Annotated in this window: 15 protein-coding genes; 6 read left to right on the top strand and 9 right to left on the bottom strand. The window is 65.5% G+C overall.

The window, feature by feature from the left end; translation table 11 throughout:
* Positions 1-106 precede the first annotated feature (106 nt).
* A complete protein-coding gene (locus QMX96_RS09215; RefSeq protein WP_054915912.1) occupies positions 107-589 on the top strand; it encodes an ATP-dependent zinc protease in 483 nt (160 codons plus the stop codon).
* Positions 586-1,491 (top strand): 30S ribosomal protein S6--L-glutamate ligase, encoded by a 906-nt coding sequence (gene rimK / locus QMX96_RS09210; RefSeq protein WP_043861622.1) that lies wholly within the window; start codon positions 586-588, stop codon positions 1,489-1,491. Before QMX96_RS09215 ends, rimK begins: the two co-directional genes overlap by 4 nt.
* A gap of 12 nt (positions 1,492-1,503) precedes the next feature.
* On the opposite strand, the gene QMX96_RS09205 is transcribed toward rimK, so the two are convergent.
* Positions 1,504-2,817 carry an ATP-binding protein gene (locus QMX96_RS09205; RefSeq protein ID WP_043861621.1) on the bottom strand — a complete coding sequence of 438 codons (1,314 nt, stop codon included), beginning with the start codon at positions 2,815-2,817 and terminating at the stop codon, positions 1,504-1,506.
* Between the two features lie 124 nt (positions 2,818-2,941).
* Positions 2,942-3,682, bottom strand: a complete 741-nt coding sequence (gene ompR, locus QMX96_RS09200; protein WP_043861620.1) for a two-component system response regulator OmpR — start codon at positions 3,680-3,682, stop codon at positions 2,942-2,944.
* 242 nt (positions 3,683-3,924) lie between these two features.
* On the opposite strand from ompR, the gene QMX96_RS09195 reads away from it, so the two are divergent.
* The 4 genes from QMX96_RS09195 to QMX96_RS09180 all read left to right on the top strand — a co-directional run bounded on the left by QMX96_RS09195 (position 3,925) and on the right by QMX96_RS09180 (position 8,991).
* Positions 3,925-6,240: a Tex family protein gene (locus QMX96_RS09195; RefSeq protein ID WP_058541685.1), complete on the top strand. Its 2,316-nt coding sequence runs from the start codon at positions 3,925-3,927 to the stop codon at positions 6,238-6,240.
* Positions 6,237-6,623, top strand: a complete 387-nt coding sequence (locus QMX96_RS09190; RefSeq protein ID WP_052504261.1) for a PaaI family thioesterase — start codon at positions 6,237-6,239, stop codon at positions 6,621-6,623. Before QMX96_RS09195 ends, QMX96_RS09190 begins: the two co-directional genes overlap by 4 nt.
* Before the next feature lie 153 nt (positions 6,624-6,776).
* Positions 6,777-8,363: a glutamate--cysteine ligase gene (gene gshA / locus QMX96_RS09185; RefSeq protein ID WP_282361651.1), complete on the top strand. Its 1,587-nt coding sequence runs from the start codon at positions 6,777-6,779 to the stop codon at positions 8,361-8,363.
* A 1-nt stretch (position 8,364) separates the two neighbouring features.
* Positions 8,365-8,991, top strand: a complete 627-nt coding sequence (locus QMX96_RS09180) for a TetR/AcrR family transcriptional regulator (protein WP_043861617.1) — start codon at positions 8,365-8,367, stop codon at positions 8,989-8,991.
* Positions 8,992-9,097: 106 nt separating this feature from the next.
* On the opposite strand, the gene QMX96_RS09175 is transcribed toward QMX96_RS09180, so the two are convergent.
* The 7 genes from QMX96_RS09175 to QMX96_RS09145 all read right to left on the bottom strand — a co-directional run bounded on the left by QMX96_RS09175 (position 9,098) and on the right by QMX96_RS09145 (position 14,734).
* Positions 9,098-9,313, bottom strand: a complete 216-nt coding sequence (locus tag QMX96_RS09175; protein ID WP_043861616.1) for a TOBE domain-containing protein — start codon at positions 9,311-9,313, stop codon at positions 9,098-9,100.
* 28 nt (positions 9,314-9,341) lie between these two features.
* Positions 9,342-10,154 (bottom strand): aliphatic sulfonates ABC transporter ATP-binding protein, encoded by an 813-nt coding sequence (gene ssuB, locus QMX96_RS09170; RefSeq protein ID WP_043861615.1) that lies wholly within the window; start codon positions 10,152-10,154, stop codon positions 9,342-9,344.
* A complete protein-coding gene (ssuC, locus tag QMX96_RS09165) occupies positions 10,151-10,945 on the bottom strand; it encodes an aliphatic sulfonate ABC transporter permease SsuC (protein WP_043861614.1) in 795 nt (264 codons plus the stop codon). Before ssuC ends, ssuB begins: the two co-directional genes overlap by 4 nt.
* Positions 10,946-10,955: 10 nt before the next feature.
* The gene (ssuD, locus tag QMX96_RS09160) at positions 10,956-12,104 is read right to left on the bottom strand and encodes an FMNH2-dependent alkanesulfonate monooxygenase (RefSeq protein WP_078481609.1); all 1,149 of its coding nucleotides are present in this window, start codon (positions 12,102-12,104) and stop codon (positions 10,956-10,958) included.
* 58 nt (positions 12,105-12,162) lie between these two features.
* On the bottom strand, positions 12,163-13,128 hold the full coding sequence (locus tag QMX96_RS09155) for a sulfonate ABC transporter substrate-binding protein (protein ID WP_054915910.1): 966 nt from the start codon (positions 13,126-13,128) through the stop codon (positions 12,163-12,165).
* A gap of 96 nt (positions 13,129-13,224) precedes the next feature.
* Positions 13,225-13,818 carry an NADPH-dependent FMN reductase gene (gene ssuE, locus QMX96_RS09150; RefSeq protein WP_043861611.1) on the bottom strand — a complete coding sequence of 198 codons (594 nt, stop codon included), beginning with the start codon at positions 13,816-13,818 and terminating at the stop codon, positions 13,225-13,227.
* A 277-nt stretch (positions 13,819-14,095) separates the two neighbouring features.
* Positions 14,096-14,734 (bottom strand): peroxiredoxin, encoded by a 639-nt coding sequence (locus tag QMX96_RS09145; protein WP_282361649.1) that lies wholly within the window; start codon positions 14,732-14,734, stop codon positions 14,096-14,098.
* Positions 14,735-14,764: the final 30 nt, after the last annotated feature.

Raw genomic sequence — 14,764 nt, 5'->3', positions numbered from 1 at the left:
ATTTCCCCGATTCATTTGTTTCATGGAACTGTACTACCGTAACTGGCGGATGCAAAAAATACGCGGCGTGCTTACAGTTCACCGACTTTTACCCAGGTTGTGCATCTTGAAGACATTTGACCATTTGAGCGTGATCGGCCTGCGCGAGTGGGTGGCCTTGCCCGACCTCGGCGTGGCAGGCCTGCGCGCCAAGATCGACACCGGCGCCAGCACCTCCAGCCTGCACGCCACCGAAGTGGAAACCTTCGAACGCGATGGTGAAACCTGGGTCCGCTTCAACGCGCACCTGGGTTCGGTGGTACAACTGCGTCACCGGCGCTGCGAAGCGCCGCTGGTGACGATGAAGACCATCAAGAGCTCCAATGGCCATGCCCAGACCCGCTACGTGATCCGCACGCCCCTGGCGCTCGGCGACCGGGTGTGGGAAGTGGAGTTCACCCTGGCCTGCCGCAAGGCCATGCGCTATCGCCTGCTGCTCGGCTCCAAGGCCCTGGTACACGGCCAGCTGGTGGTCAACCCGGGCCTCAAATACGTACAGGACAAGCCGGCCTCTCCGGCCACCATTACCCCCTCCACAGGTGTTGCATGAAGATCGCTGTGCTGTCGCGGAACCCGCGTCTGTATTCCACTCGTCGTCTGGTCGAAGCCGGTACGCAACGAGGCCATGAAATGGTTGTGATCGATACCCTGCGCGCCTACATGAACATCGCCAGCCACAAGCCGCAGATCCACTATCGCGGCAAGCCGCTGGAAGGGTTCGACGCCGTCATCCCGCGCATCGGCGCGTCAGTGACGTTCTATGGCTGCGCGGTGCTGCGCCAGTTCGAGATGATGGGCGTGTTCCCGCTCAACGAATCGGTGGCCATCGCCCGCTCGCGGGACAAGCTGCGCTCCCTGCAACTGCTGTCGCGCCGTGGCATCGGCCTGCCGGTCACCGGCTTTGCCCATTCGCCCGACGACATTCCCGACCTGATCCAGATGGTCAACGGCGCCCCCCTGGTGATCAAGGTGCTCGAGGGCACCCAGGGCATCGGCGTGGTGCTGTGCGAAACCACCAAGGCGGCCGAGTCGGTGATCGAGGCCTTCATGGGCCTGAAGCAGAACATCATGGTGCAGGAGTACATCAAGGAGGCCGGTGGCGCCGACATTCGCTGCTTTGTGGTGGGCGACAAGGTGATCGCCTCGATGAAGCGCCAGGCCAAGCCCGGCGAGTTCCGCTCCAACCTGCACCGGGGCGGCACCGCCAGCCTGATCAAGGTCACCCCGGAAGAGCGCATGACCGCCATCCGCGCTGCCAAGGTCATGGGCCTGAGCGTGGCCGGCGTGGATATCCTGCGCTCCAATCACGGCCCGCTGGTGATGGAGGTCAACTCCTCGCCGGGCCTGGAAGGCATCGAGGTCACCACCGGCAAGGACGTGGCCGGGATGATCATCGAACACCTGGAGAAGAACGGCGGGCCGAACCTGACCCGCACCAAGGGCAAGGGCTGAGCCCTTGCGTCCCTAGACCGCGTCGCGTGGCAGCAGCAGGCCCAGGGGCAAGCGTACCCGCGCCTCGATGCCGCCACCGGAACGGTTGCGCAGCTCCACATTGCCGCCGTGCTGGGCGGCAATGCGCTTGACGATAGCCAGGCCCAGGCCGGTGCCCTTGCCGCTGCGGGCGCGATCACCGCGAATGAACGGATTGAAGATCGCCTCCAGCTCACCCGGATCGATGCCGGCGCCGCGGTCGAGCACGCTCAGCACCACGTAGGGCGCGCTGGTGTCACCCGAGACATAGGCCGCCACTTCCACGCCCTGCCCGGCGTGATGCAGCGCATTGCCGATCAGGTTGTTGAGCAGGCGCTTGATCGAAACCCGGCGCAGCGGAAACGGCGGGATCGGCTCCAGGCACAGCCGCACCTGCTCTTCGGGCTGGTTGAACGGCGCGACCACCTCGCGTACCAGGTCGCTGAGGTCCACCTCCTCGACCGGCTCGTCGCGGCCATCGCGGATGAACGCCAGGAACTGGTCGAGAATCGCGTCCATGTCCTCGATGTCGCGCACCATGTCATCGGTCAGGTCGCTTTCGTTGGCCAGCAGCGACAGCGACAGGCGCAGGCGCGTCAGCGGCGTGCGCAGGTCATGGGACACCCCGGCCAGCATCAGCTCACGCTCGCGCCCCGCCTGCTCGACATCCTCTGCCATCTGGTTGAAGGCCCGGTAGACCTCGGTCATCTCGCTGGGCGTGTCGCTGATCGGCAGGCGCACGCTGCGCCCCTGGCCCAGTTGCCGGGCGGCGAACACCAGGCGCTTGAGCGGCTGGTTGAGCTGGCGCACGAAGATCCAGGCCGAAGCCGTGGACAACAGACCGATGGCCAGGAACCAGCCCAGCACGTTCCAGATCTTCTGGCCGCGCAACGGGTGCGGGTACAGCGGCACCTTCAGCCAGCCATCGCCCAGGCTCGGGGCCTGTACCCACAGCGCCGGCGGCGCATGGATGCGCAGGCGCACCTCGGTGTCCTCGCCCAGTTCGGCCTGCATCTGGCGCTGGTAGATCTCGCTGTAGGGCCAGTGCTGCTCACCCTCGGGCACACCGGTGCCGACCACCCGCTTCAAGCCGGCGGCTTCGGCAATCTTCTCGCGGTTTTCCTCATCGGCCGCCCAGTAGGCGCGCAGCGTCAGTGCGACGCCGTGGCTGTACTGGCGGTCCACCAGCACGTCCTCGTTCATCAGCAGGTACACCAGCGTCAGTGCCTTGGAGAACAGCACCACGGCCAGCACCAGCCACAGCGTGCGGGCGAAGAAGCTTTGGGGGAACCACAATGGCGTTTTCATGGGCGACGGCTACACGGTTGGCAGGAGCGAGCGCGGCTCGCAGGCGTTGCGGATTTCGGCACAGGCAAAAACAGGGCAACCCGAGGGGCGCCCTGCCTATGCTGACCTGCTCCTGTACAAGGCTTCACTTGCCGGCATTGCCATCCGGCACGAAGACATAGCCCACACCCCAGACGGTCTGGATATAGCGTGGCTTGGAAGGGTCGGGTTCGATCATGCGGCGCAAACGCGAGATCTGCACATCGATGGAGCGCTCCAGGGCGTCCCACTCGCGACCGCGCGCCAGGTTCATCAGCTTGTCGCGGGTCAGCGGCTCGCGGGCATGCATCACCAGCGCCTTGAGCACCGCGAATTCGCCGGTGGTGAGCATGTGCACTTCGTCGCCGCGCTTGAGTTCGCGGGTGGCCAGCGACAGCGCGTAGTCGCCGAAGGTGACGGTTTCGTCCTCGCTGCCTGGTGCGCCCGGTACCACCGGGGCCTGGCGACGCAGCACGGCCTTGACCCGCGCCATCAGCTCGTCGGGGTTGAACGGCTTGGCCAGGTAGTCGTCGGCACCCAGTTCCAGGCCCTTGATGCGGCTGAGCTCGTCACCCTTGGCGGTGAGCATGATGATCGGCACCTGGTTGTTTGCCCCGCGCAGGCGCTTGCAGGCGGTCAGGCCGTCTTCGCCGGGAAGCATCAGGTCGAGCACGATCAGGTTGAACACTTCACGCGCCAGCAGGCGGTCCATCTGTTCGGTGTTGGGTACGGCGCGGGCACGGTAGCCCTTGCTGGTGAAGAAACGCTCCAGCAGGCTGCTCAGGCCCGGGTCGTCATCGACGATGAGGATTTTCTCGCCTTCGGCGGGTTGTGCAGTGCTGCTCATGGGTAGCTCCTTTAATCTCGGCGGGCATTATGGCTTAGGCGCCATTTGAGCGTGCCGTGTGCATTGTTAGCAGATTTTTCCCAAGTCGCCAGCGGCATGCCCCGACAGGCTGGCGCGCCGCGATCCCCGCAAGCCCGGATCGCTGGGTATAATGCGCCGCTTTGATCCAGCGTCGCCCTGCTCGAGCGCGCCCCGTGGCGCCGGCCTGCGGCCTTTGCATTCACGAATTGTCAGGTGGTTTTATGGACAGCATCAACAGCCGCATCGCCGAGGAACTCGGTGTCCGCCCGCAACAGGTCGAAGCGGCCGTGGCTCTACTTGATGAAGGCTCCACGGTGCCCTTTATCGCCCGTTACCGTAAAGAAGTGACCGGCAGCCTGGACGACACCCAACTGCGCAACCTGGAAGAGCGCCTGCGCTACCTGCGCGAACTCGACGACCGCCGCGCCAGCATCCTGGCCAGCATCGAGGAGCAGGGCAAGCTGACCCCGGAGCTGGCCCGCGAGATCAAGCTGGCCGACACCAAGACCCGCCTCGAAGACCTTTATCTGCCGTACAAGCAGAAGCGCCGCACCAAGGGCCAGATCGCCCTGGAAGCCGGCCTGGGCGAGCTGGCCGACGGCTTGTTCAACGACCCGCAGCTGAACCCGGAAACCGAAGCGGCGCGCTTCGTCGACGCCGAAAAAGGCGTGGCCGACGTCAAGGCGGCCCTCGAAGGCGCCAAGTACATCCTCATGGAGCGCTTCGCCGAAGACGCCAGCCTGCTGGCCAAGCTGCGCAACTTCCTCAAGCAGGAATCGGTGCTCAGCGCTCGCCTGGTGGCCGGCAAGGAAGAGGAAGGGGCAAAGTTTCGTGACTACTTCGAACACGACGAGCCGCTCAAGAGCGCGCCCTCGCACCGCGCCCTGGCGATCTTCCGCGGGCGCAACGAAGGCGTGCTGTCGGCCAGCCTCAAGGTCGGCGAAGAGCTGCCCGGCACCCTGCACCCCTGCGAAATGATGATCGGCGAGCACTTCGGCGTGAAAAACCAGAACCGCCCAGCCGACAAGTGGCTGGGCGAAGTGGTGCGCTGGACCTGGAAGGTCAAGCTCTACACGCACCTGGAAACCGACCTGTTCGGCGAGCTGCGCGACAACGCCGAGAGCGAGGCGATCAACGTGTTCGCCCACAACCTGCATGACCTGCTGCTGGCCGCCCCGGCCGGCCCGCGCACCACCCTGGGCCTGGACCCGGGCCTGCGCACCGGCTGCAAGGTGGCGGTGGTGGATGCTACCGGCAAACTGCTCGACACCGCCACGGTGTACCCGCACGTACCCAAGAACCAGTGGGACCAGACCATCGCCGTGCTCGCCGCCCTGTGCGCCAGGCACAAGGTCGAGCTGATCGCCATCGGCAACGGCACCGCCAGCCGTGAAACCGACAAGCTGGCCGCCGAGCTGATCAAGAAATACCCAGCCTTGAAAATGACCAAGATCATGGTCTCCGAAGCCGGCGCCTCGGTGTACTCGGCCTCCGAGCTGGCGGCCAAGGAATTTCCCGACCTGGACGTGTCGATCCGCGGCGCGGTGTCGATTGCCCGTCGCCTGCAGGACCCGCTGGCCGAACTGGTCAAGATCGACCCAAAATCCATCGGTGTGGGCCAGTACCAGCACGACGTGTCGCAACTCAAGCTGGCCCGTGGCCTGGATGCGGTGGTCGAGGACTGCGTGAACGCCGTGGGCGTGGACGTCAACACCGCCTCGGTGGCGCTGCTGGCACGCATCTCGGGCCTCAACAGCACCCTGGCGCAGAACATCGTGGCACACCGCGATGCCAACGGTGCCTTCAAGACCCGCGCCGCGTTGAAAAAGGTCAGCCGCCTGGGCGAGAAGACCTTCGAGCAGGCCGCAGGCTTCTTGCGCGTGATGAACGGCGACAACCCGCTGGACGCCTCGGCGGTGCACCCTGAAGCCTACCCGCTGGTACAGCGCATCGCCGCCGACACCGACCGCGACATCCGCTCGCTGATCGGCGACAGCGGCTTTCTCAAGCGCCTGGACCCGAAAAAATTCACCGACGAAACCTTCGGCCTGCCGACCGTCACCGACATCCTGCAAGAGCTGGACAAGCCCGGCCGCGACCCGCGCCCCGAGTTCAAGACCGCCGAGTTCCAGGAAGGCGTCGAAGACCTCAAGGACCTGCAACTGGGCATGATCCTCGAAGGCGTGGTCACCAACGTGACCAACTTCGGCGCCTTCGTCGACATCGGCGTGCACCAGGACGGCCTGGTACACATCTCGGCGCTGTCGGAGAAGTTCATCAAGGACCCGCGTGAAGCGGTCAAGGCCGGCGACGTGGTCAAGGTCAAGGTCATGGAAGTGGACATTCCGCGCAAGCGCGTGGGCCTGTCGATGCGCATGGGCGACACCCCGGGCGAGAAAATCGACGGCGCCCGCGGCAGCCGCCCGGGCTCGGCACCGCGCCAGCAGCAGCCGGCACGCGCCAAGGAGACCCCGGCCCCGGCCAACAACGCCATGGCCTCGCTGTTCGCCAACGCCAAGCAGTTGAAGAAGAAGTGACCGACCTGCCCGAAGAGCAGGTGCGCAGCGCATTCAGCCAACTGCTCGGCTGTCGCCTGCAACGCCTCGACCAGGGCGTTGCCGAGGTGGCCCTGGCCCTTGAGCCGCACCTGCGCAACCGCGGCGGCAAGCTGCATGGCGGGGCGATCTTCAGCCTGGTCGACATCGCCATGGGCCTGGCCTGCTCCAGCGCCCATGGCTTCGACAAGCAGAGCGTCACCGTGGAATGCAAGATCAACTACCTGCGTCCGGTCAGCGAGGGCGAGGTGCTGTGCGTGGCCCGCGTGCTGCAGGCCGGGCGGCGCATCCTGGTGGTCGATGCCGACGTGCTGCAAGGCGAAAAACTGATGGCCAGGGCCCAGGGCACCTTCACCGTGCTCTAGCCGCAAATGCCCAATGTGCGGTACTTTCGGCAGTGCGCGGGCACTGCCGGAACCCTGCGAAAACCAGGCGACCACGCCAGTTCCTCTGTCCACCCTTGTAGACCGTCGTTTCCACCCCCATATTGGGGCGACTGACGCGTGAAGGAATCCATCTTGAGCGAACTTCTCAACCGCCGCCTGAGCCTGCTCGGCCAGGGCGACAACCTCTCCCTGCTCAAGCAGTGCCTGCACGGCATCGAGCGTGAATGCCTGCGCGTGACCGAGGACGGTCGTCTGGCCCAGACCCCGCACCCCGAAGCCCTGGGCGCGGCCCTGACCCACGAGCAGATCACCACCGACTATTCCGAGTCGCTGCTGGAGTTCATCACCCCTGCCCTGGCCGACCCTGCCCAGACCCTCGAAAGCCTCGAGAACATCCATCGCTTCGCCTACAGCAAGCTCGGTAACGAGTACCTGTGGAGCCCGTCGATGCCCTGCCCGCTGCCGGCCGAGGAAGACATCCCGATCGCCTGGTACGGCACCTCGAACATCGGTCAGCTCAAGTACGTGTACCGCAAGGGCCTGGCCCTGCGCTACGGGCGCACCATGCAATGCATTGCCGGCATCCACTACAATTTTTCGCTGCCAGAACAGATCTGGCCGCTGCTGCGCCAGGCCGAAGGACAGGCGGGCGACGACCGCGACTACCAGTCGTCGGCGTACATCGCACTGATCCGCAACTTCCGTCGCTACAGCTGGCTGCTGATGTACCTGTTCGGCGCCTCCCCGGCGCTGGACGCAGGCTTCCTGCGCGGCCGCGCGCACCAGCTCGAACAATTCGATGCCGACACCCTGTACCTGCCCTACGCCACCAGCCTGCGCATGAGCGACCTGGGTTACCAGAGCAACGCCCAGGCCGGCCTGACGCCGTGCTACAACAACCTGGCCAGCTACACCGACAGCCTGCGCAAGGCCGTCGCCACGCCCTATGCGCCGTATGTCGAGATCGGCACGCACAAGGATGGCGAGTGGGTGCAGCTGAACACCAACATCCTGCAGATCGAAAACGAGTACTACTCCAACATCCGCCCCAAGCGCGTGACCTACAGCGGCGAGCGGCCGATCCAGGCGCTGATGGCCCGCGGCATCCAGTACATCGAAGTGCGCTGCCTGGACATCAATCCGTTCCTGCCCACCGGCATCGACCTCACCGAAGCGCGCTTCCTCGACGCCTTCCTGCTGTTCTGCGCACTGGAGCAGAGCCCGCTGCTGGACAATGGCGAGTGCGGCCAGTGCACCAGCAACTTCCTCAGCGTGGTCAAGCAGGGCCGCAAGCCTGGCCTGGAACTGCAACGTGACGGCCAGCCGGTCGCGCTCAAGCAGTGGGCCGACGAGCTGCTGCAACGTATCGCCCCGCTGGCCGAACTGCTCGACCGCAGCCACGCCAGCGACGAGCACGCCAAGGCCCTGGCCGCGCAGGCGGCCAAGGTCAGCGACCCGTCGCTGACGCCGTCGGCCCAGGTGCTGGCGAGCATGACCGAGCACAAGGAGAGCTTCAGCCGCTTCTCCCTGCGCCAGAGCCAGGCGCATGCCGACTACTTGCGCGGCACGCCGCTGAGCAGCGAGGCGCAGCGGCGTTTCGAGGCCCTGGCGCGTGAATCGCTGGAGGCCCAGGCCACCCTGGAGCGCGAAGAGGACGTGGTCGATTTCGACCTGTTCGTGGGCGCCTACCAGGCCAGCATCCTGGCGATCAGCAACTGACATGAGCCGTGCAGCCACGCCCCGCAAACCGCGCGCTGCCAGCCAGGCCCGGATCGACTCGATCCTGGCCGCCGCACGCGACCTGCTGGCCAGCGAAGGCGTGGCCAGCCTGTCGATCTATGCAGTGGCCGAACGCGCACAGATCCCACCCTCGTCGGTGTACCACTTCTTCGCCAGTGTGCCGGCGCTGCTCGAAGCCTTGACGGCGGATGTGCACAGCGCCTTTCGCGCCTGCCTGCAGGCGCCGATCGAGCCTGGCAGCCTGCAGCACTGGGGCGACCTGTCGCGCCTGGTGGAGCAGCGCATGCTGAGCATCTACAACCAGGATGCGGCGGCGCGCCAGCTGATTCTGGCGCAGCATGGGCTGAGCGAAGTAACCCAGGCCGACCGCCAGCACGATATCGAGCTGGGCGACCTGATGCACAAGCTGTTTGCCGAGCACTTCCGGCTGCCGGCGTTGCCGGACGATGTGGATGTGTTTGCCCTGGCGATGGAGCTGGGAGACCGGGTGTATGCCCGTTCGGTGCAGCTGCACGGACAGATCACCCCGCGCATGGCGGAGGAAGGAATGCGGGTGTTCGATGCGTACCTGGGGTTGTACCTGCCGCCCTTTCTGCCCAAACGCTGACGGCCTCATCGCGGGTCAAGCCCGCTCCCACAAGGTAATCGCCGTCCTTGAGAACGGCGGGACACCTGTGGGAGCGGGCTTGACCCGCGATGCAGACGGCGCGGTCTCAGAGCTTGGCGATAGACACTTCAGTCGACTTCACGAACGCAATCACCTCACTGCCCACCACCAGTTCCAGCTCCTTGACCGAACGGGTGGTGATCACCGAGGTGACGATGCCCGATGCCGTCTGCACGTCGATTTCCGACAGTACAGGGCCTTCGAGAATTTCTTTCACAGTGCCTTTGAACTGGTTACGTACGTTGATCGCTTTGATGGTCATGTGCAGGTTTCCTTTTAAAGACGAAAGATCAATGGGCCCAACGCAGTTGCGTGGGCAAAGGTGCTACAGGTTCAGGCTCGGGCGGGGTGCCCGGCACCGACAGGACACGGTTCAGCACTTCGGTTTCCAGCGCCGCCAGGCGATGCGAGCCGCGTGCCCGCGGACGCGGCAGGTCGACCAGCAGGTCCAGGCCGATCTCGCCGTCCTCGATCAGGATCACCCGATCGGCCACGGCCACCGCTTCGCTGACGTCATGGGTCACCAGCAACACGGTGAAGCCGTGCTTGCGCCACAGGTTCTCGATCAGTTGCTGCATCTCGATCCGGGTCAGCGCATCCAGTGCGCCCAGCGGCTCGTCCAGCAGCAGCAGGCGCGGCTGGTGAATCAGCGCACGGGCCAGGGCCACGCGCTGCTTCTGCCCACCGGACAACGCCGCCGGCCACTCGTTGGCCCGGTCTGCCAGGCCCACTGCCTCCAGCGCCTGCAACGCACGCTCGCGCCAGTTGCCGGTCAGCCCCAGGCCGACGTTGTCGATGACTTTCTTCCAGGGCAGCAGGCGCGCCTCCTGGAACATCAGCCGGGTGTCCTCGCGGGCATCGCTGAGCGCCGCAGAACCGGCCAGCAGCTCGCCGGCACTGGGCTGGTCGAGCCCGGCCAGCAGACGCAGCAGGGTGCTCTTGCCGCAGCCGCTACGGCCGACGATGGCAACGAACTGGCCCGCCGGGATGTGCAAGTCGATATCGCGCAGCACCTGGCGTTGGCCAAAGGTCTTTTGCAGCTTGTGCACGGCCAGCGGTATTCCGCGCAGCAGCCGTGGCGGTTGTTCCTTGAGCACGGTCATGCGCCGTCTCCCTTGCTGACTTGATAGGCCGGGTGCCAGCGCAGCCATACACGCTCCAGGCCACGGGCGGCCAGGTCGGCGAGCTTGCCGAGCACGGCGTACAGCACGATCGCCAGCACCACCACGTCGGTTTGCAGAAATTCGCGGGCGTTCATCGCCAGGTAGCCGATGCCGGCGTTGGCCGAGATGGTTTCGGCCACGATCAGGGTCAGCCACATGAAGCCCAGCGCGAAGCGCACGCCCACCAGGATCGAGGGCAGCGCACCGGGCAGGATCACCTGGCGAAACAGCGCAAAACCGCTCAGGCCATAGCTGCGGGCCATCTCCACCAGCGCCGGGTCGACATTGCGGATGCCGTGGTAGGTGTTCAGGTAGATCGGGAACAGGGTGCCCAGGGCCACCAGGAAGATCTTTGCCGACTCGTCGATGCCGAACCACAGGATCACCAGCGGGATCAGCGCCAGGTGCGGCACGTTGCGGATCATCTGCACCGAGCTGTCGAGCAGGCGTTCGCCCCACTTCGACAGGCCGGTGATGAAGCCCAGCGCCAGGCCGATGCTGCCGCCGATCACGAAGCCGACCGCGGCGCGCCAGCCGCTGATGGCCAGGTGGGTCCAGATTTCGCCGCTGCGCACCAGCTCCACGCCGGCACTGAGCACCGCGCTCGGCGCTGGCAGGATGCGCGTCGACAGCCAGCCGGCGCTGACCGCCAGCTGCCACACCGCCAGCAGCAGCACGGGCAGGGCCCACGGCGCCAGGCGATGCGACAAGGGAATGGAGGATCGTTTCATGCTTCGATCCTCACGCCTTGGCCGCGGCTTTGGGCAGGATGTCGTTGGCGACCATCTCACCGAACGGGCTTACGTAGTTGGCACCGGCCGGGGCCTCGGGGCGCTGGATGTCCAGGTGCGGGAACAGCAGTTCGGCCACGCGGTAGGACTCTTCCAGGTGCGGATAACCGGAGAAGATGAAGGTGTCGATACCCAGGTCGGCGTATTCCTTGACCCGTGCAGCCACGGTCGGGCCATCGCCGACCAGCGCGGTGCCGGCACCGCCACGCACCAGGCCGACCCCGGCCCACAGGTTGGGGCTGACCTCCAGGTTGTCGCGGTTGCCGCCATGCAGCGCAGCCATGCGTTGCTGGCCCACCGAGTCGAAGCGCGCCAGCGAGGCCTGGGCACGGGCAATGGTGTCGTCGTCCAGGTGCGAGATCAGGCGCTCGGCCGCTTGCCAGGCCTCGGCGTTGGTCTCGCGCACGATCACGTGCAGGCGGATACCGAAACGAACGCTACGGCCCTGCTGGGCGGCCTTGGCGCGCACCTGTTCGATTTTCTCGGCCACGGCGGCCGGTGGCTCGCCCCAGGTCAGGTACAGCTCGACCTGTTCGGCGGCGAGGTCTTGCGCCGCTTCCGACGAGCCACCGAAGTACAGCGGCGGGCGTGGCTGCTGCACCGGCGGGTAGAGCAGCTTGGCGCCTTTTACCTTGATGTGCTGGCCATCGTAGTCGACGGTTTCGCCTTCCAGCACGCGGCGCCAGATGCGGGTGAATTCCACCGAGGCCTGGTAGCGCTCTTCGTGACTGAGGAACAGGCCGTCGCCGGACAGCTCTTCCGGGTCGCCACCGGTCACCAGGTTGAACAGCGCACGGCCATTGGACAGGCGGTCGAGGGTCGCGGCCTGGCGCGCCGCCACGGTCGGCGAGATGATTCCCGGGCGCAGGGCCACCAGGAACTTCAGGCGCTGGGTCACCGGAATCAGCGACGCGGCCACCAGCCACGAGTCTTCGCACGAGCGGCCGGTAGGGATCAGCACGCCACCGAAGCCCAGACGGTCGGCGGCCTGGGCGATCTGTTGCAGGTAACCATGATCGACAGCGCGAGCACCTTCGGCGGTGCCAAGGTAATGACCGTCGCCGTGGGTTGGCAGAAACCAGAAAACATTGAGGCTCATTGGAGTTGTCTCCTAAGGGGTGGCGCAAGCCGGGGCGGCGCCCCGGTGCGGTCGAACGTCAAGGCGCGGTGGCGACCTTGGCCGGTGGCGTCCAGATCACATCCTTGATGCTCAGCGGCTTGGGAATCAGCTTCAGGGTATGGAAGGTGTCGGCGATCTTCTGCTGGGCGGTGACCACGTCCGGGGTCAGGAAATGCGCACCGTAGCCCTGGCGCTTGACCGAGGTCAGGGTGATGTCGGCCGGCAGGCCCAGCAGCGGCGCCACCTGGTCGGTGACCTCCTGCGGGTTGGCCTTGGACCACTCGCCCACCGCGCGCACCTCGTCCACCAGCGCGGCGATCACTTCAGGGTGCTGCTGCGCATAGGGCCGGGTGGCCAGATAGAACTGGTGGTTGTCGACGATGCCACTGCCATCGCGCAGGGTGCGTGCCTGCAACTGCTGCTCGGCGGCGGCCTGGTACGGGTCCCAGATGACCCAGGCGTCGACGCTGCCACGCTCGAACGCGGCGCGGGCATCGGCTGGCGGCAGGAATACCGGCGTGATGTCGGTGTACTTGAGGCCGGCGTCTTCCAGGGCGCGCACCAGCAGGTAATGCACGTTGGAGCCCTTGTTCAGGGCGACCTTCTTGCCCTTGAGTTCCTTCACCGACTGGATCGGCGAACCCTTGGGCACCAGGATCGCCTCGCTGGTGGGGGCCGGCGGCTCGTAGGCCACGTAGAGCAAGTCGGCACCGGCGGCCTGGGCAAACACGGGCGGGGTTTCGCCGGTCACGCCAAAGTCGATGGAGCCCACGTTGAGGCCCTCGAGCAGCTGCGGGCCGCCGGGGAATTCAGTCCACTGCACCTGCACGCCCTGGGCAGCCAGGCGCTTTTCAAGGGAGCCCTTGGCCTTGAGCAGCACCAGGGTGCCGTACTTCTGGTAACCGATGCGCAGGCTCTCGGCCTGGGCTTGAGTGATGGCGCCGAAGGACACAGCCGCAGCAAACAGAGCGACCAGACCGCGACGCAAAACGACAGTGCGCATAGCGCTCTCCTTTTTGCTGTGGGGGTTCAGGCTGCACCTGCTTGCCCGTTGGCGGGCGAGTAAGGTGGGGTAAGACGGTAAAGCCGGTGTAGCGCTTCAGATGCTCCAGCGAGCACTGAGCAGACGTTCGTTGAGCAGGCCCGGGGCCACCGGCTTGGGGCGGCGCGCCAGGGCGCTGTGAAACAGTTCCAGCGATTCGTTGAGACGCTGCTCAAGCACCGGCGCCAATTGGGCGGCGGCGCTGCCTTCGCCGTAGGCGATCTGGCTGTCGTCGGCGAAGATCCCCTGCAGGGTCTCCTGGGCCTTGAGCGCCGAGAGCACCGGCTTGAGCGCGTAGTCCACCGCCAGCATGTGGGCGATGCTGCCACCGGTGGCGATGGGCAGAACCACCTTGTGTTCCAGCGCACGCTCGGGCAGCAGGTCGAGCAGGGTCTTCAGCGCACCGGCGAAGGACGCCTTGTATACCGGGGTGGCAACCACCAGGCCGTCGGCCTGGGCTACCAGTTGCAGGAAGTGCTGCACCGTGGGGCTGTCGAAACGTGCGTGCAGCAGGTCTTCAGCGGGGAAATCGCGCACCTGGAAGCTCACAACTTCCACGCCCTGGCTGTTCAGCCATTGCCGCGCGCGGTCGAGCAGGACGCCGGAGCGCGAACGCAGACTGGGACTACCGCCGAGAGAAACAACCAGCATTGGAGCACTTCCTTGATCGTGTTCTAGAGGGCCGCGAGATTGGATCTCGCTGGAGTGGAGTGACCATAACAGCTCGGCATATATACCAATAAATCATATTTTTTCATTTGTTTATTCTATATGGAACTATAAGAGCTTCGCCGGCAAGGCCGGCTCCTACAGGGGGCAGTGCAACCTTGCAGGAGCCGGCCCTGCCGGCGAAAGAGGCCCGCGCGGACATAAAAAAAGGGCCGTCGAAACGGCCCCGAAATACCCTGCTGTGGCTACATCAAAACATTCAACGGTTAGGCTGCGGGGTCAGGCGCAGGTACGGCTTGACCGCCCGGTAGCCCTTCGGAAAGCGCCGCTTGATTTCCTCTTCGTCCTTGAGCGACGGCACGATCACCACCTCGTCACCGTCCTGCCAGTTGGCCGGGGTGGCGACCTTGTGGTTGTCGGTGAGCTGCACCGAATCGATCACCCGCAAAATCTCGTTGAAGTTGCGGCCGGTGCTGGCCGGGTAGGTGATGGTCAGGCGGATCTTCTTGTTCGGGTCGATCACGAACAGGGAGCGTACCGTCAGGGTGTCGCTGGCGTTGGGGTGGATCAGGTCGTACAGGTCCGACACCTTGCGGTCGGCGTCGGCCAGGATCGGGAAGTTGACGATGGTGTTCTGGGTTTCATTGATGTCTTCGATCCAGCGGTGGTGCGAGTCCACCGGGTCGACCGACAGCGCGATGGCCTTGACCCCGCGCTCGGCGAACTGGTCCTTGAGCTTGGCGGTAAAGCCCAGTTCCGTGGTGCACACCGGGGTGAAGTCGGCGGGGTGCGAGAACAGCACGCCCCAGCTGTCGCCCAGCCACTCGTGGAAGCGGATCTTGCCCGCGCTGGAATCCTGTTCGAAATCGGGGGCGATATCGCCGAGTCTGAGGCTCATGGTGCGGCTCCTTGGCTGGGTTGTTTATGA

It is taken from the genome of Pseudomonas sp. PS01300, from assembly GCF_029960155.1.
Taxonomy (GTDB): domain Bacteria; phylum Pseudomonadota; class Gammaproteobacteria; order Pseudomonadales; family Pseudomonadaceae; genus Aquipseudomonas; species Aquipseudomonas palmensis.
This window is presented reverse-complemented; position numbering and strand designations above follow the sequence as displayed.